At 71.2% G+C, this 13,923-nt stretch carries 12 protein-coding genes; 7 read left to right on the forward strand and 5 right to left on the reverse strand.

Annotated elements, in window-relative coordinates; all coding sequences use genetic code 11:
- Window positions 1-43 precede the first annotated feature (43 nt).
- Window positions 44-418 (forward strand): DoxX family protein, encoded by a 375-nt coding sequence (locus tag CFK41_RS07640; protein ID WP_096799116.1) that lies wholly within the window; start codon window positions 44-46, stop codon window positions 416-418.
- Between the two features lie 3 nt (window positions 419-421).
- Here the strand turns inward: CFK41_RS07640 and CFK41_RS07645 are convergent, their stop codons facing one another.
- A complete protein-coding gene (locus tag CFK41_RS07645; protein WP_096799117.1) occupies window positions 422-1,585 on the reverse strand; it encodes a benzoate/H(+) symporter BenE family transporter in 1,164 nt (387 codons plus the stop codon).
- Between the two features lie 61 nt (window positions 1,586-1,646).
- Between CFK41_RS07645 and CFK41_RS07650 the strand changes: the two genes are divergently transcribed.
- On the forward strand, window positions 1,647-2,609 hold the full coding sequence (locus CFK41_RS07650; protein WP_096799118.1) for a squalene cyclase: 963 nt from the start codon (window positions 1,647-1,649) through the stop codon (window positions 2,607-2,609).
- A 9-nt stretch (window positions 2,610-2,618) separates the two neighbouring features.
- Here CFK41_RS07650 and CFK41_RS07655 read toward each other — a convergent pair whose 3' ends face one another.
- Complete coding sequence (locus CFK41_RS07655) at window positions 2,619-3,140, reverse strand: hypothetical protein (protein WP_096799119.1); 522 nt, start codon at window positions 3,138-3,140, stop codon at window positions 2,619-2,621.
- Window positions 3,141-3,339: 199 nt separating this feature from the next.
- Here CFK41_RS07655 and CFK41_RS07660 point away from each other — a divergent pair, with 199 nt between their 5' ends.
- From CFK41_RS07660 to CFK41_RS07680, 5 genes are all read left to right on the forward strand, one after another.
- A complete protein-coding gene (locus CFK41_RS07660) occupies window positions 3,340-4,986 on the forward strand; it encodes an ABC transporter substrate-binding protein (protein WP_096799120.1) in 1,647 nt (548 codons plus the stop codon).
- Window positions 4,983-6,068 (forward strand): ABC transporter permease, encoded by a 1,086-nt coding sequence (locus CFK41_RS07665; RefSeq protein WP_096799121.1) that lies wholly within the window; start codon window positions 4,983-4,985, stop codon window positions 6,066-6,068. The genes CFK41_RS07660 and CFK41_RS07665 overlap by 4 nt, the downstream gene beginning before the upstream one ends.
- A gap of 18 nt (window positions 6,069-6,086) precedes the next feature.
- Window positions 6,087-7,130 carry an ABC transporter permease gene (locus CFK41_RS07670; protein WP_096799122.1) on the forward strand — a complete coding sequence of 348 codons (1,044 nt, stop codon included), beginning with the start codon at window positions 6,087-6,089 and terminating at the stop codon, window positions 7,128-7,130.
- Window positions 7,127-8,821: an ABC transporter ATP-binding protein gene (locus CFK41_RS07675; RefSeq protein ID WP_096799123.1), complete on the forward strand. Its 1,695-nt coding sequence runs from the start codon at window positions 7,127-7,129 to the stop codon at window positions 8,819-8,821. Before CFK41_RS07670 ends, CFK41_RS07675 begins: the two co-directional genes overlap by 4 nt.
- Before the next feature lie 138 nt (window positions 8,822-8,959).
- The gene (locus CFK41_RS07680) at window positions 8,960-10,162 is read left to right on the forward strand and encodes a metallophosphoesterase family protein (protein WP_096799124.1); all 1,203 of its coding nucleotides are present in this window, start codon (window positions 8,960-8,962) and stop codon (window positions 10,160-10,162) included.
- Window positions 10,163-10,164: 2 nt separating this feature from the next.
- Here CFK41_RS07680 and CFK41_RS07685 read toward each other — a convergent pair whose 3' ends face one another.
- Genes CFK41_RS07685 through recQ form a run of 3 tightly spaced genes read right to left on the reverse strand, consistent with a single transcriptional unit; the run spans window position 10,165 to window position 13,908 of the window.
- A complete protein-coding gene (locus CFK41_RS07685; protein WP_227873250.1) occupies window positions 10,165-10,809 on the reverse strand; it encodes a (deoxy)nucleoside triphosphate pyrophosphohydrolase in 645 nt (214 codons plus the stop codon).
- A gap of 29 nt (window positions 10,810-10,838) precedes the next feature.
- Window positions 10,839-11,966 carry a hypothetical protein gene (locus CFK41_RS07690; RefSeq protein WP_096799125.1) on the reverse strand — a complete coding sequence of 376 codons (1,128 nt, stop codon included), beginning with the start codon at window positions 11,964-11,966 and terminating at the stop codon, window positions 10,839-10,841.
- A 52-nt stretch (window positions 11,967-12,018) separates the two neighbouring features.
- Window positions 12,019-13,908: a DNA helicase RecQ gene (gene recQ, locus CFK41_RS07695; RefSeq protein WP_096799126.1), complete on the reverse strand. Its 1,890-nt coding sequence runs from the start codon at window positions 13,906-13,908 to the stop codon at window positions 12,019-12,021.
- Window positions 13,909-13,923 lie beyond the last annotated feature (15 nt).

The raw sequence follows: 13,923 nt of genomic DNA on the forward strand, positions 1-13,923 counted from the left end.
TCGCGGAGGGATACTGGGATGCCCCCTCGAAGGAGACGCGCCGATGAACGTGATGCTGTGGATCCTGGCCTATCTGCTGGCGGCGGTGTTCGCCGCCTCGGGCGTCGCGAAGCTCCTCACCGCCCGTGAGCAGCAGATCGACCGCACCCCCTATGTCGAGGACTTCCCCCAGTCCGTGATCCGAGGGATCGGGGTGCTGGAGATCCTCGGCGCGATCGGGCTGGTCCTGCCCGCGCTCCTCGACGTCGCGACCCTGCTCGTGCCGATGGCGGGAGCGGGGCTCGGGATCACCATGGTCTTCGCCGCCCTCGTGCACATCCGTCGCGGCGACGGGTTCGCAGCCGCGCTGCCGTCGATCGTGCTCGCGACCCTGGCGGTGCTCTTCGCCTGGACGCGGTTCGGGCCCTACCCCCTGTGACGGCTACACCGTGCGACGGCGGCGCGGGCGCAGCAGCGCCCGCAGGGCGAGACCGGCCAGCAGCGCCCAGAACGCGGCGCTGATCCCGCCCACGGCGATGCCGGACGCGGCGATCAGCACGGTGACCCCGGCCGGCAGCTGCTCGGCCTGCTCTGCGAGCGCGGCGCGCAGCGACACCACGAACGTGCTGATCAGCGCCAGTCCGGCGACGGCCGGCACCACGCCCTCCGGGGCGAGGCCGACGAGGTGCGCGCAGGCCGGCGCCCCGAGGCCCAGCAGCACCAGCACCACCCCGGAGGTGACGCTCGCGATCCAGCGCCGTGAGCGATCCTCCCCGGCCTCGGGGCCCGCGGCCAGGGCCGCCGTGATCGCGGCGAGGTTGATCCCGTGCCCGCCCACCGGAGCGACAGCGAGGGTCCCCAGCCCTGTCACGACCATCGTGCGCCGCCAGGGCACCTCGTAGCCGAGGGAGGTCATCACGGCGACGCCGGGCACGTTCTGCGACGCCATCGTCACCAGGTAGAGCGGCAGGGCGATTCCCAGCACGGCTCCCACCCCGAGCTCCGGAGCGGTCAGCTCGAGGACCGGCAGCAGGGAACCCGTCCCGGCGCCCGTCCCACCCCGGATCAGCGCCGCCGCGATCACCACGGCCGCGGCCACGAAGGCCAGGGGCGAGGCCCAGCGCGGGGCGAGGCGCTGGGCGAGCGCCCACACCACGACCACCGGCGCCACCGCGAGCGGATTCGCGGCGAGCCCGAGCACCGGGCCCAGGCACAGCTGCAGCAGCACGCCGGCGAGCATGGCCTGCGCGATCGACGTGGGGATGCGGGCCATCAGCCGTCCCAGCGGACGCACCAGCCCCGTCAGCACGATGAGGACGCCCACCACGAGGAAGGCCCCGACCGCCGCGGGCCAGCCGCCCGCGACCGCGCCGGTCGTGGCGAGCAGGGCGGCGCCGGGGGTGGACCAGGCGATCGTGATCGGCAGACGGGTCCAGGAGGCGAGCAGGATCGAGGCGAGGCCCATCGCGATGCTCACGGCCAGCAGGCCGCTCGCGGCCTGGTCCGGGGAGGCTCCCACAGCCTGCAGACCGGTCAGCACCACGACGAAGGAGCTGGTGAAGGCGACCAGTCCGGAGACGATCCCGGCGGAGAGGGGGCGGAGCATGAAGGCACCGTAGAACCTGCGGGGACTTGCCCGCGCGCCTGTTCACGGGGAGGATCACCAGATGGCACCGACCGACGTGATCTCCTGGCTCCTGGACACCGACCCCGCCCTGCGATGGCAGGTCGAGCGCGACCTGCTCGACGCCCCCGAGGAGCAGTGGCAGGCCACGCGCGCCCGGGTCGCGACGGAGGGCTATGGCGCCGATCTGCTGTCCCACCAGGATCCGGAGACGGGGCTCTGGGCCGGGGGCGCCTTCTTCCCGGCCGGCTTCCTCGAGGATCCCGAGAGCCGGACCCTGCCGGGCCAGCCCTGGACCGCGACGACCTGGTCCCTGACCATGCTGCGCGAATGGGGGATGGACCCTGCACCGCTCATCGCCCGGGACACGGCCGGGAAGCTCGCCCGGAACGCCCACTGGGAGTTCGATGCCTCCCTGCCGTACTGGGGCGGCGAGGTGGACGTCTGCATCAACGCGATGACGCTGTCCAACGGGCTCTGGCTCGGCGCCGAGGTGGGGCCGCTGGTCGACTGGTTCGTCGAGCACCGGATGGACGAGGGCGGCTGGAACTGCGAGTGGGAGAACGGCTCGACGCGCGCGAGCTTCCACTCCACCCTCAACGCGCTGCGGGCCCTGGATGATCACGAGCGGATCACCGGTGGCAACGACGCCACCCGGGAGGTCCGGCGCGCGGGGGAGGAGTACCTCCTGCAGCGGAACCTGACCCGTCGGGTCACGACCGGCGAGATCGTCGGCCCCTGGGTGGACCACTTCCTGTACCCGCCCCGGCACATCTACACCGCACTGCGCGCGCTGGACCGCTTCCGCGCCGTCGGTCGCCGCGATCCGCGGATGGAGGAGGCCGTCACGATGGTGCAGGACGCCCAGCAGGCCGACGGCACCTGGCTCCAGCAGCACGTGCTGCCCGGTGCGGTGTGGTTCGAGGTCGATGTGGGCGTCGGCCAGCCGTCCCCCTGGCTCACGATGCAGGCGCTGCGCGTGCTGCGGTGGTGGAACGAGGGATGAGGTCGAGGGTCAGCGCCCGGGTCGCCGGGCGAGGCGCGTGGTGAGCACCCACATCGAGATCAGCGCGCCGAGCGACCAGACCAGGTAGGCGCTCCAGAACATCTCGCCCGAGCCGCCGTCCGCGAGGTTCGCGGCGCCGATCAGCGTGAGCAGCCCCGCTCCCGCGAGGCAGCACGCGAGCAGCCCGATCACCAGCGATCCCACCCACCACGTTCTCCACGCCCCGGCCATCGCGAGCGCGACGCATACGATCGCCGCGATCGTCGTGAGGTCCAGGACGCCGAAGGAGACCGCCAGCAGCACGTCCTCCGGCTCGAGATCCCCGGACTCCGCGAAGGCGCCGAGCACGAGGGTGCCCAGGCGGATGGTCGCGGTGCCGTCCTCCGGGGACTCCTCCGTGAACCAGGGCAGGAAGGCCCCGACGGCGAGGGAGCCGATGGCGACGACGCCGACGATGCGCACGATCAACAGCTCGAGCTCGCCGATGCGGCGCTCGAGGGCGGCCGGGGAGAGATCCGGGGACGAGGTCATCGCCCGATCGTAGGGCGTGCCCACGGCGGATGCGGCATAACGTTTCTGTCACGTCGGCGGACCGGCAGGGGCGGATGTCGGGTGCTGCTGCGGGGTCCTGCTAGGTTGCAGGGCACCAACGGTGTGCCCCGTCACATGGAGCGCCCCGGTTCACGACGCCGTGACCCCAGCGGCTCGTCCCCATACCCCTGGAGGACCCATGTTCGATGCAGCCTTCACCCCCAAGCGCCGCGCCGTGCTGCTCTCGATGGCCGGAGTCCCCGTGCTCCTGTCCGCCTGCGCGAAGACCACCGACGGCGGCGGCGACGGCGGCTCCGACGGCGGAGGCGGTGGCGGCACCCTGACCGTCGGCACCACCGACAAGGTCACGGCCCTGGACCCCGCGGCCGCGTACGACAACGGCTCCTCCACCGTGTGGACCCAGTGCTACGCGTACCTGCTGAACACCTCGATCGGCTCCGAGGACGGCCGCCCCGAGCCCGACCTCGCCGAGTCCGCCGACTTCACGAGCGACACGGTCTTCACCGTGAAGCTCCAGGAGGGGCTCACCTTCGCCAACGGCCACGACCTGACCTCGGAGGACGTCAAGCACTCCTTCGACCGTCAGCTCAAGATCGCCGACCCCAACGGCCCCTCGAGCCTGCTGGGCAACCTCGACAAGGTCGAGGTCGTCGACGACCTCACCGTCGAGTTCCACCTCAAGGAGCCCGACGACCAGACCTTCCCGTACGTGCTGACCAGCCCCGTCGGTCCGATCGTCGACGCCGAGGTGTTCCCGGCCGACGCCGTGCTGCCCGACAACGAGATCGTCGATGCGAAGGCCTTCTCCGGCGCGTACACGATCACCAGCTGGAAGCTCAACGAGCTGGTCACCTTCGAGGCCTTCGCGGACTACAAGGGCCTGTTCGGCGCCCCGGCCACCAAGAGCGTGGCGATGACCTACTACGCCGACCAGAACAACATGAAGCTGGAGATCCAGGAGGGCGCGATCGACTGCGTGTGGCGCTCGCTCTCGGCCACGGACATCGCCGACCTGCAGAAGGACGACGGCATCGCGGTCCACGAGGGTCCCGGCGGCGAGATCCGCTACATCGTGTTCAACTTCGACACCAACCCCTACGGCGCCAAGACCGACGACGCAGATCCCGCGAAGGCGAAGGCCGTGCGCCAGGCCGCCGCGGACCTGCTGGATCGTGCGGCGATCTCGGAGACGGTCTACAACGGCACCTACACCCCGCTGTACTCCTACATCCCCGAGGGCCTGCCGGGATCGGGCAAGCAGTTCCAGGACCTCTACGGCGACGGCTCGGGCGGCCCGGACGCGGCGCGTGCGAAGAAGCGGCTCGAGGACGCCGGGGTCGAGATCCCGGTGAAGCTCAGCCTCCAGTACAACCCCGACCACTACGGCGCCTCCTCGGGTGATGAGTACGCCGCCGTGAAGAGCCAGCTCGAGGCCGACGGCCTGTTCGCCGTGGATCTGAAGTCCACGGAGTGGGTCCAGTACTCCAAGGACCGCACCACGGACGTCTACCCCGCCTACCAGCTGGGCTGGTTCCCGGACTACTCGGACGCGGACAACTACCTCTCCCCGTTCTTCGCGACCGAGAACTTCCTGGTCAACCACTTCACGGACAAGAAGGTCGACGAGCTGATCGCCCAGCAGCGCGGCACCCAGGACGAGGCGCAGCGCGAGGCGCTGTTCGTCGAGATCCAGGACCTCGTCGCCGAGCAGGTCTCCACGCTGCCGCTGCTCCAGGGCGCGCAGATCGCGGTCTCCGGCGCGGACGTCCAGGGCGTCACCCTGGACTCCTCCTTCAAGTTCCGCATCTCGCCGATCTCGAAGTGACCTCCGCGCTCGAGACCGAGGTCCAGGACGCCCCCCGACGCCCGCGCAAGCGGGCCTCGGGCGGCGGCCTGGGCCGCTACATCCTGATCCGCTTCCTGCTCATCATCCCCACCATCTTCATCCTGATGACGATGGTGTTCTTCCTGATGCGGATCACCGGCGACCCCCTCACCGCCGCCCTCGGCGGCCGGCTCACCCCCGCCGAGCTCGCGGAGCGCAGTGCGGCGGCCGGCTACGACCGGCCGCTGATCGTCCAGTACCTCGACTACCTCGGCGGCGTGCTGCGTGGGGACTTCGGCACCACCTACACCGACAACACCCCCGTCTCCGAGGTGCTGACCACCTACGGGGCGGCGACCTTCGAGCTGGTCCTGTACTCGCTGGTGGTGGCGCTGCTGCTGGGCGTCCCGCTGGGCATGATCGCCGCCCGGACCCGGGATCGCTGGCCCGACGCCGTGCTGCGGATCATCGCGATCCTCGGCTACGCGACCCCGGTGTTCTTCGTGGGCCTGCTGCTCAAGCTGGTGTTCTCCGTGGGGCTGGGCTGGCTGCCGGTCGCCGGACGGCTGTCCACGAGCGGCCAGATCACCATGAGCTCGATCCTGAACCCCACGCCGTTCTACCTGCTGGACGCGCTGCGGCTGGGGAACACCGAGCTGCTGCGCGATGTGGTCGAGCACGCGATCCTGCCCGCCGTGGCGCTGGGCATCCTCACCGGAGGCATCTTCCTGCGCCTGGTGCGCACGAACATGATCGGGACCCTGGAGATGCAGTACATCGAGTCCGCCCGATCCCGCGGTGTCGCGGAGAGCCGGCTGACCACCCGGCACGGGCTGCGCCCGGCGCTGATCCCGATCATCACCGTGATGGGCATGCAGATCGCGCTGATGCTCGGCGGCGCCGTGCTCACCGAGACCACCTTCGAGTGGAACGGACTGGGATACATGCTGGCCGAATACATGAAGGCCCGCGACTACGTCGCCGTGCAGGGCATCGTCATGATGCTCGCCGTGATCGTCGCGGTCTCCAACTTCGTGGTCGACGTGATCGCCGCGCTGATCGACCCGAGAGTGAGGTACTGAGATGGGTGAGGCACAGCGATGACTCTCTCGAACCCCGAACCCGTCGGCGAGGGCGACCCCGGCGCGACCGCCCTGGCCGCCGAGGCCGGCGCCGTCCTGGAGCGGCGCAGCACCCCCTGGTACCTGCGCCTGCCGATCATCAGCCATCTGCGCAGCAGCGTCGGCCTGCAGCGGGGGATGCTCATCACCGGCGTCGTGCTGGTGGCGATCCTGCTGCTCACCGCCCTGTTCGCCCCGCTGCTCGCGCCGTACGGCTTCGCCGAGACCTCCGCGGACGGCACCCGCTTCGGCACCCAGCAGCCCCCGTCGGGCGCGCACCTGCTCGGCACCACCGTCACCGGCTTCGACGTGCTCTCGCGCGTGATCTGGGGGACCCGCACCGCGGTCGCGGTGATGGCCTGCGCCGTCGCCGCGTCCCTGTTCGTCGGCGTGGCCCTCGGGCTGCTCTCGGGCTACGTGGGCGGATGGCTGGACCGGGTGCTGGTGATGGTGGCCGACGCCGTCTACGCCTTCCCGTCCCTGCTGCTGGCGATCGTGATGTCCATCGTGATCTCCGGCGGGCAGTCCAACGCCTGGGCCGGGATCGCGGCCGCCGCGGTGTCGATCACCGTGGTGTTCATCCCGCAGTACTTCCGGGTCATCCGTGCCGAGGTGGTGCGTCTGAAGGCCGAGCCCTTCGTCGAGGCCGCCAAGGTGGTGGGCACCGGCCATCGCCGCATCATGGGCACCCATCTGCTGCGCAACGCCACCCGCACCCTGCCGCTGATCTTCACGCTCAACGCCTCCGAGTCGATCCTGACCCTGGCGGCGCTGGGGTTCCTGGGCTTCGGCATCGAGCCGACCAGCGCCTCGGAGTGGGGCTACGACCTGAACCGGGCGATGGCCGATGCGACCAGCGGGATCTGGTGGACCGGGCTGTTCCCGGGCCTCGCGATCGCCCTGGCCGTGCTCGGCGTGACCCTGGTCGGCGAGTCCATCAACGATCTCAACGACCCGCGCCTGCGCACCCGACGCTCCCGTCGGCGCAAGCGCTCCACCACGACCGAGGAGGCGGCGGCATGACCGCGACCGAGAACGGCCCCCGCCTGGCGATCGAGGAGCTCGACGTCCGCTTCGCGACCGACGGCGGGGAGGTGCACGCGGTCGACGGGGTGAGCCTCGAGGTCGCCCCCGGCGAGATCCTCGCGATCGTGGGGGAGTCCGGCTCCGGCAAGTCGGTCACGGCACGTTCCGTGCTGGGGCTGCTGCCCGAGACCGCGGAGGCCTCCGGGGCGGTGATCGTCTCCGGCACCGACCTCGTGGGCCTGTCCGGGGCGCGGCTGCGCGCCCTGCGCGGCGAGGACGTCTCGATGATCTTCCAGGAGCCCTCGAGCGCCCTGAACCCGGTGTTCCCCATCTGGTGGCAGCTCGGCGAGGGTCTGCGCGCCCATCGTCCGAAGATCACCCGGAAGGAGATCCGGGCGGAGGCGGTGGCGGCGCTCGAGTCGGTCGGGATCCCCGACGCCGCCGAGCGCATCGACCGCTTCCCCCACGAGTTCTCCGGCGGGCAGAAGCAGCGCATCATGATCGCGATGGCGCTCTCGCTGGGCGCGGAGCTGATCGTCGCCGACGAGCCGACCACCGCGCTCGACGTCACGGTGCAGGCGGAGATCCTCGCGCTGCTGCGCCAGATCCGCGAGACCCGCGGCACCTCGATCATCATCATCACCCACAACATGGGTGTGGTCGCGGACCTCGCGGACTCCGTCGCCGTGATGTACCACGGGCGGATCATCGAGCGGGCCGGGGTGCAGGAGCTGTTCAGCGCCCCTCGCGAGGAGTACACGAGGAAGCTGCTCGCGGCCGTCCCGCACCTGGGCCGGAACTCCGCCTGGACCGCCCTCGACCCTGCCCAGCAGGCCGCTCTCGAGGAGGCCGAGCCCGTCGTCGTGGCGGAGGACCTCGTCATCGAGTACCCGGGCCGCCTCGGCAAGCCGCCGTTCCGCGCGGTCAAGGGCGTGGACTTCCGGATCCGCGCCGGCGAGGTCTACGGGCTGGTGGGGGAGTCGGGATCCGGCAAGACCACGATCGGTCGCGCCATCGCGGGCCTCGAGCGCACCACCGGCGGGAGCCTGTCGGTGCTGGGGCACGAGATGAACGGCATGCGGGAGAAGGCCTTCAAGCCCCTGCGCCGACGGATCGGCTTCGTCTTCCAGGACCCGGCCACCTCCTTCAACCCGCACCTGACCATCGAGCAGTGCATCGCGGAGCCGCTGGTCGTCCACGAGCCGACGATGAGCCCCGGCGAGCGGGGGAAGCGTGTGCGCTCCCTCCTGGAGTCCGTCGAGCTGCCCGGCGGCTACGCCGAGAGGTACCCGCACGAGCTCTCCGGCGGGCAGCGCCAGCGCATCTCCCTGGCGCGGGCGCTGGTGCTCGATCCCGAGCTGCTGATCGCCGACGAGCCGACCAGCGCCCTGGACGTCTCTGTGCAGGCGACCGTGCTGGAGCTGTTCCGCGAGCTGCAGTCGCGGCTCGGCTTCGCGGCCCTGTTCATCAGCCACGACCTCGCAGTGGTGGACTCCCTCGCCCACCGCATCGGTGTGCTGTTCCGCGGCGACCTCGTCGAGGACGGCCACGGCCCGGACGTGCTGCAGCGGCCCGAGCACGAGTACACGCGCAAGCTGATCGCGTCCCTGCCCGTCCCGGATCCCGTCGAGCAGGCCGCCCGGCGCGAGGCGTTCCAGCGCGGCTGGGGGAAGGGCGCCCAGGGGTGATGCCGAGAGGTTCCGGGCACGCCTCGTGCGGAGTTCATCCGGAGTTCAGGGAGGGGGAGGGGACCGGTTCCCGCCCCCGTCACAGGGACGGTGTTCCCTGCGGAGGTCCCTCCTCCCCGAGCTCCGAAGCGGTGCCCCATGACCTCCTCCTCGACCACACCCTCCCGCCGTCATCTGCTGCACGCCTCGGGCGCGGTCGCGGCCGCCGGGCTGGTGACCGCCGGTCTCGCCTCCGCCACCGCCGCGCCGGCGGCACCCTCCGGCTCGGCCCCGAAGGACGGCCTCGTGCGTGACGCGCTGCGGATGAGGGAGGGCGGCACGTTCACGGTCGTCCAGTTCAACGACACCCAGGACGGCCCCACCACGGACCGTCGCACGATCGCCCTGCAGGAGGCGGTCCTGGACGACGTCCAGCCCGACATGGTCGTGATCAACGGGGACGTGATCGACGGATCTCCGCGCACGGCGCTCGAGGCGAAGCAGGCGATCAACAACGTGGTGCGTCCGATGGAGGACCGCGGCATCGCCTGGGCCCTCACCTTCGGCAACCACGACGAGGACTCCTCGGAGGTCACCGGGCTGGACGAGTCCGACTACCTCGACTTCGTCCGGCAGTACGCCCACAACGTGAACACCGCCGGGGCCCGCGGCATCACCGGGAGCGGCAACGAGGTCCTCACGGTGCGTTCCGCGGACGGGCGGAGCGATGCCTTCGCCCTGTGGCTGCTGGACTCGGGCCGCTACGCCCCCGAGCAGATCGCCGGTCAGGACTTCGAGGGATATCCGGACTGGGACTGGCTGCGCCCCGACCAGGTCCAGTGGTATCTCGAGACCTCCGCTGCACTGGAGAAGAAGAACACGGCGCTGGTCCCGGGGCTGGTCTTCCAGCACATCGCGCTGTGGGAGCACCGGTTCATGTGGTTCGCCGGCGTGGACTCCCGCACCGACGCCGACCATGACCGCGCGGTGCAGAAGCATTCGATCGAGGGCGAGCGGAACGAGGACGAGTGCCCCGGCCCGTTCAACTCCGGCATGTTCGCCGCGATGCTGCAGCGCCAGGACGTCAAGGGCCTGTTCGTAGGGCACGACCACGTCAACACCTACGTGGGCGACTACTACGGGATCCAGCTCGGCTACGCGCCGGGCACCGGCTTCGGCCCGTACGGCCTGGGCGGGGAGGAGGAGAACCGTCTGCGCGGCGCACGGGTCTTCCACCTCGACGAGAGCGTCGAGGGCGTCTACGCGGGCACCGAGCTGCGCTTCGCCGCGGGCTACGGCATCGACCTCTCGCCGAGCGCCCAGCCGGTCGAGCCGGCGGACTTCCCCACCGGGGTGCGCTGAGCTCAGAGGGCGCGGAACCGCGGCGCGGCCCCGGCGAGGATCGTCTCCACGATCGGCACGTCGGGGCCGGCCCAGTCCCGGCCCGAGAGATCGGTGAGCGGCACCCACTCCAGCAGGTCGTGGTCGGTGCTGGTGGTCGGTGCGGCGCCGCGCACTCGCGCCCAGTAGCAGTCCAGGTGGAGCTCCCGCTCCCCGGCCTCGCCCTCGCCGCGGCCGATCAGCCAGCCCACCTCGATCTCGACATCGAGCTCCTCGCGCAGCTCCCGGGCCAGTGCCTGCTGGGGTGACTCGCCGGGCTCGATCTTGCCGCCGGGGAACTCCCACAGCCCTGCGGCGCTCCTGTCCGGAGCACGACGGGCGGTGAGGACGCGGTCGCCGTCGACGATCACCGCACCGACGACGCGCAGCGGGGCCGCCTCGCCGTCTTCGTCGTCCTCGTCCGTCTCTGCGAAGCCGACGTCGGCGGCCCACCAGGAGTGCTCGCACCCCAGGCACTCGCGGTCCGGGCCGAGCCCGACGCAGCCTGCCCAGTGCACCCACTCCGGCGAGGACCCGTACGCCTCGGCCAGGGGCATGCCGATCACGTGGTGCAGCAGCTGATCGCCGCCGCAGCGGGGGCAGGTGCCTCGCACCCAGGTCTGGTCCATGGTGACAGTGTCTCTCGGGGGTGTGACGTTCAGATCCAGGTGACCGGCAGGTCCGGGTCGGCCAGGTCGACGCGGGGGATCCCCGTGTCACCGCCGAACCAGAGGTCGCAGGTGTCCCTCTGCCCGTCCTTGGTGCACTCGAAGGAGGTCTCCACGGTCCCGATGCTGCTCCCCTCGACAGAGGTGGGGTCGTCGACGGCGGGCGTGGCCTCCATCGTGTCGATCGTGTGCTGGGAGTCCTCGGAGATCGAGCGCTTCACGGTGCCCTCGACCATGGTCCAGCCGTCGCTGGTTGTCGTCGCCAGGGGTGCGATCCCGCATCCCGCCTCGGGCGTCGTCTTCTCGAGGCAGTCGTCCACAGCGGTCCGGACGGCGCCGCGGAAGGCTGTCAGGCCCTTCTCGGTGACCTCCGGGGCCGGCCACTCCGGTACGGAGTCCCATGCCCCGACGATCAGCGGCCCCGCCGTGGACGGAGCGAGATTCTCGGTCCCGTAGGCGAGCTCGTACCCGCCCGGGAGGAGAGCGACCTGCTGCCCGTCGGTGAGCTCGACGCCGTTGAGCGTCGTCCCGAGAGCGGTCGCGCCGTCGCCCACCGTCTCGTTCACGCCGGCCCAGGTCATCTCGAGGATGCCGTCCCCGTCGAAGTCCCACATCGAGAAGGTGTCGCGGACGGGCTCGCCGCCCACCGTGAAGCTCACCGGGATTGTTGCCTCGGCGAGTCCGGATCCGTCCACGGTGGGGGTGCCCACCTCGACATCGGCGACGGGTGCCAGCTCGAGGGCCTTCTCGTAGGCCTCGAGCGGGAGCGCCTCGGACGCCTGGTCCTCCGTCAGCGGCGCGACCTCGAGGGCCGCAGCGGCATCCCCCTCTGTCAGCGCGGCGAAGTAGTCGCTGACCAGCGCGGTGGCCTGCTCCTCGGGGGAGAGGTCCGCGGTCTCCGAGCCGTCGTCGCCGCTGGCGGGCCCGCCGCCACGCACCACGAACGTCACGATCAGGACGATCACCAGCAGCAGCACCAGCAGGCACCCGGCCCCGCCCAGGATGCCGGCGAGCAGGAGGTTCCGCTTCGAGCTGGAGGCGGAGGCCGACGGTGCCGGCGGCGGCGTGAAGTGATCCGGCCCTGACGGCGGCGTCGGGCTCGGTGATGGCGCGGTCATGGTCCCCCGGAGAGCTGCGTTGTGCCTCAGCTCAGGATACCGGCGCTGCGCCTCACTCCTGTGCGGAGCCGGGCAGCGCCTCGAGCACGGCCTCGCCGTACTCGGCGAGCTTCTTCGCCCCCACGCCGCTGACGCCGCCGAGCTGAGCGACCGTCTCGGGCCGGGCCTCGATGATCCCCACCAGGGTGGCGTCGGAGAACACCATGTAGGGCGGGATCTGCTTCTCCTTCGCGACCGAGGTGCGCCAGGCACGCAGCGCCTCGAAGCGCTCCTGCTGCGCCGGCTCGAGGGACTCGGCGGCGCGGGAGGCGCCTGCGGCTCGTCGGCCGCCGCCGCGCGGTGCACGCTGCGGGGTGCGGTCCACGGCCAGCTCGACCGTGGACTCCCCGCGCAGCACGGGTCCCGCCTGCGCGCCGGGGATCAGCACGCCGTAGTCCCCCTCGGCCTCGACGACCCCGCGGGCCAGCAGCTGCCGAATCGTGGTGCGCCACTCCTTCTCGCTGAGCTCCTCACCGATGCCCCAGACGCTCAGCTCCTGGTGGCGGGACTGCGTGGAGCGCTCGTTCTCGCGGCCCCGCAGCACCTCGATGACCTGGCCGGAGCCGAACTTCTGACCGCGTTCGCGGTCCAGGCGGATCAGGGCGGAGAGCAGCTTCTGCGCGGCGACCGTCGCGTCCCAGGTCTGCGGCGGGGAGAGGCAGGTGTCGCAGTTGCCGCAGGGCTCGCTGTCCTGGCCGAAGTAGCGCAGCAGCTGGACGCGCCGGCACGAGACCGTCTCGCACAGGGCGAGCATCGCGTCGAGATGGGACCGGGCGTTGCGCTTGAACAGCTCGGAGCCCTCCCCGGTGTCGATGAACTTGCGCTGGCTGACCACGTCGCCGAGGCCGTAGGCCATCCAGGCGGTGGAGGGCTGGCCGTCGCGGCCCGCGCGCCCGGTCTCCTGGTAATAGCCCTCGATGGACTTGGGCAGGTCCAGGTGGGCGACGAAGCGGACGTCGGGCTTGTCGATCCCCATCCCGAAGGCGATCGTCGCCACGATGATCAGACCCTCGGCCCGCAGGAACCGCTCCTGGTGGTCCTGGCGCACGGCGGCGTCGAGGCCGGCGTGGTACGGCAGCGCCGGGATGCCGCGCGCCACCAGCGCCTCGGCCGTCTGCTCGACCGACTTGCGCGAGAGGCAGTAGACGATCCCGGACTCGCCCTCGTGCTCGGAGGTGATCAGCTTCAGCAGCTGCTCGCGCGGGGTGGCCTTCGGCTCGATCCGGTACTGGATGTTGGGGCGGTCGAAGCTCGAGACGAAGTGCTTCGCGTCCTGCATCTGCAGGCGGTCGGTGAGCTCGCGGTGGGTGGCCTCCGTGGCGGTCGCGGTCAGCGCGATCCGGGGCACGGACGGGAACTCCTCGGCCAGGAGCGACAGACCCAGGTAGTCGGGGCGGAAGTCATGACCCCACTGGGAGACGCAGTGCGCCTCGTCGATCGCGAACAGCGCCAGCTCCGCCCGGTGCAGCAGCTGCCGGGTGCGGGGGAGGACCAGCCGCTCCGGTGCCATGTAGAGCAGGTCCAGCTCCCCGGCGATCAGCTGCTGCTCGACCGCCTGCGCCTCGTGCATCTCGAGGGTCGAGTTGAGGAAGGCGGCGCGGATGCCGACGCCCTCGAGCGCCGCGACCTGGTCCGCCATCAGGGCGATCAGCGGGGAGACCACGATCCCGGTGCCCGGGCGCAGCAGCGAGGGGATCTGGTAGCACAGCGACTTGCCGCCACCGGTGGGCATCAGCACTACGGCGTCCCCGCCGCCGGCGACCTGCTCGATGACCGCGGACTGGTCGCCACGGAAGGCGTCGTAGCCGAAGACGGTCGAGAGGATCTCGAGCGCCCGATCGGTCCCGTCGGCATCGCCCTCGCGGAGCGCGGAGATCGGATCGGCGGCAGGCGGGGTGCTCATGACGGCCACTGTATG

The sequence above is a fragment of the Brachybacterium ginsengisoli genome, assembly GCF_002407065.1.
GTDB lineage: Bacteria > Actinomycetota > Actinomycetes > Actinomycetales > Dermabacteraceae > Brachybacterium > Brachybacterium ginsengisoli.

Coding starts and splice junctions, on each gene's coding strand:
- CFK41_RS07645 (WP_096799117.1), bottom strand. CDS start 1,585: ATGCTCCGCCCCCTCTCCGCCGGGATCGTCTCCGGACTGGTCGCCTTC.
- CFK41_RS07650 (WP_096799118.1), top strand. CDS start 1,647: ATGGCACCGACCGACGTGATCTCCTGGCTCCTGGACACCGACCCCGCC.
- CFK41_RS07655 (WP_096799119.1), bottom strand. CDS start 3,140: ATGACCTCGTCCCCGGATCTCTCCCCGGCCGCCCTCGAGCGCCGCATC.
- CFK41_RS07690 (WP_096799125.1), bottom strand. CDS start 11,966: ATGACCGCGCCATCACCGAGCCCGACGCCGCCGTCAGGGCCGGATCAC.
- recQ (WP_096799126.1), bottom strand. CDS start 13,908: ATGAGCACCCCGCCTGCCGCCGATCCGATCTCCGCGCTCCGCGAGGGC.
- CFK41_RS07670 (WP_096799122.1), top strand. CDS start 6,087: ATGACTCTCTCGAACCCCGAACCCGTCGGCGAGGGCGACCCCGGCGCG.
- CFK41_RS07640 (WP_096799116.1), top strand. CDS start 44: ATGAACGTGATGCTGTGGATCCTGGCCTATCTGCTGGCGGCGGTGTTC.
- CFK41_RS07680 (WP_096799124.1), top strand. CDS start 8,960: ATGACCTCCTCCTCGACCACACCCTCCCGCCGTCATCTGCTGCACGCC.
- CFK41_RS07685 (WP_227873250.1), bottom strand. CDS start 10,809: ATGGACCAGACCTGGGTGCGAGGCACCTGCCCCCGCTGCGGCGGCGAT.
- CFK41_RS07675 (WP_096799123.1), top strand. CDS start 7,127: ATGACCGCGACCGAGAACGGCCCCCGCCTGGCGATCGAGGAGCTCGAC.
- CFK41_RS07660 (WP_096799120.1), top strand. CDS start 3,340: ATGTTCGATGCAGCCTTCACCCCCAAGCGCCGCGCCGTGCTGCTCTCG.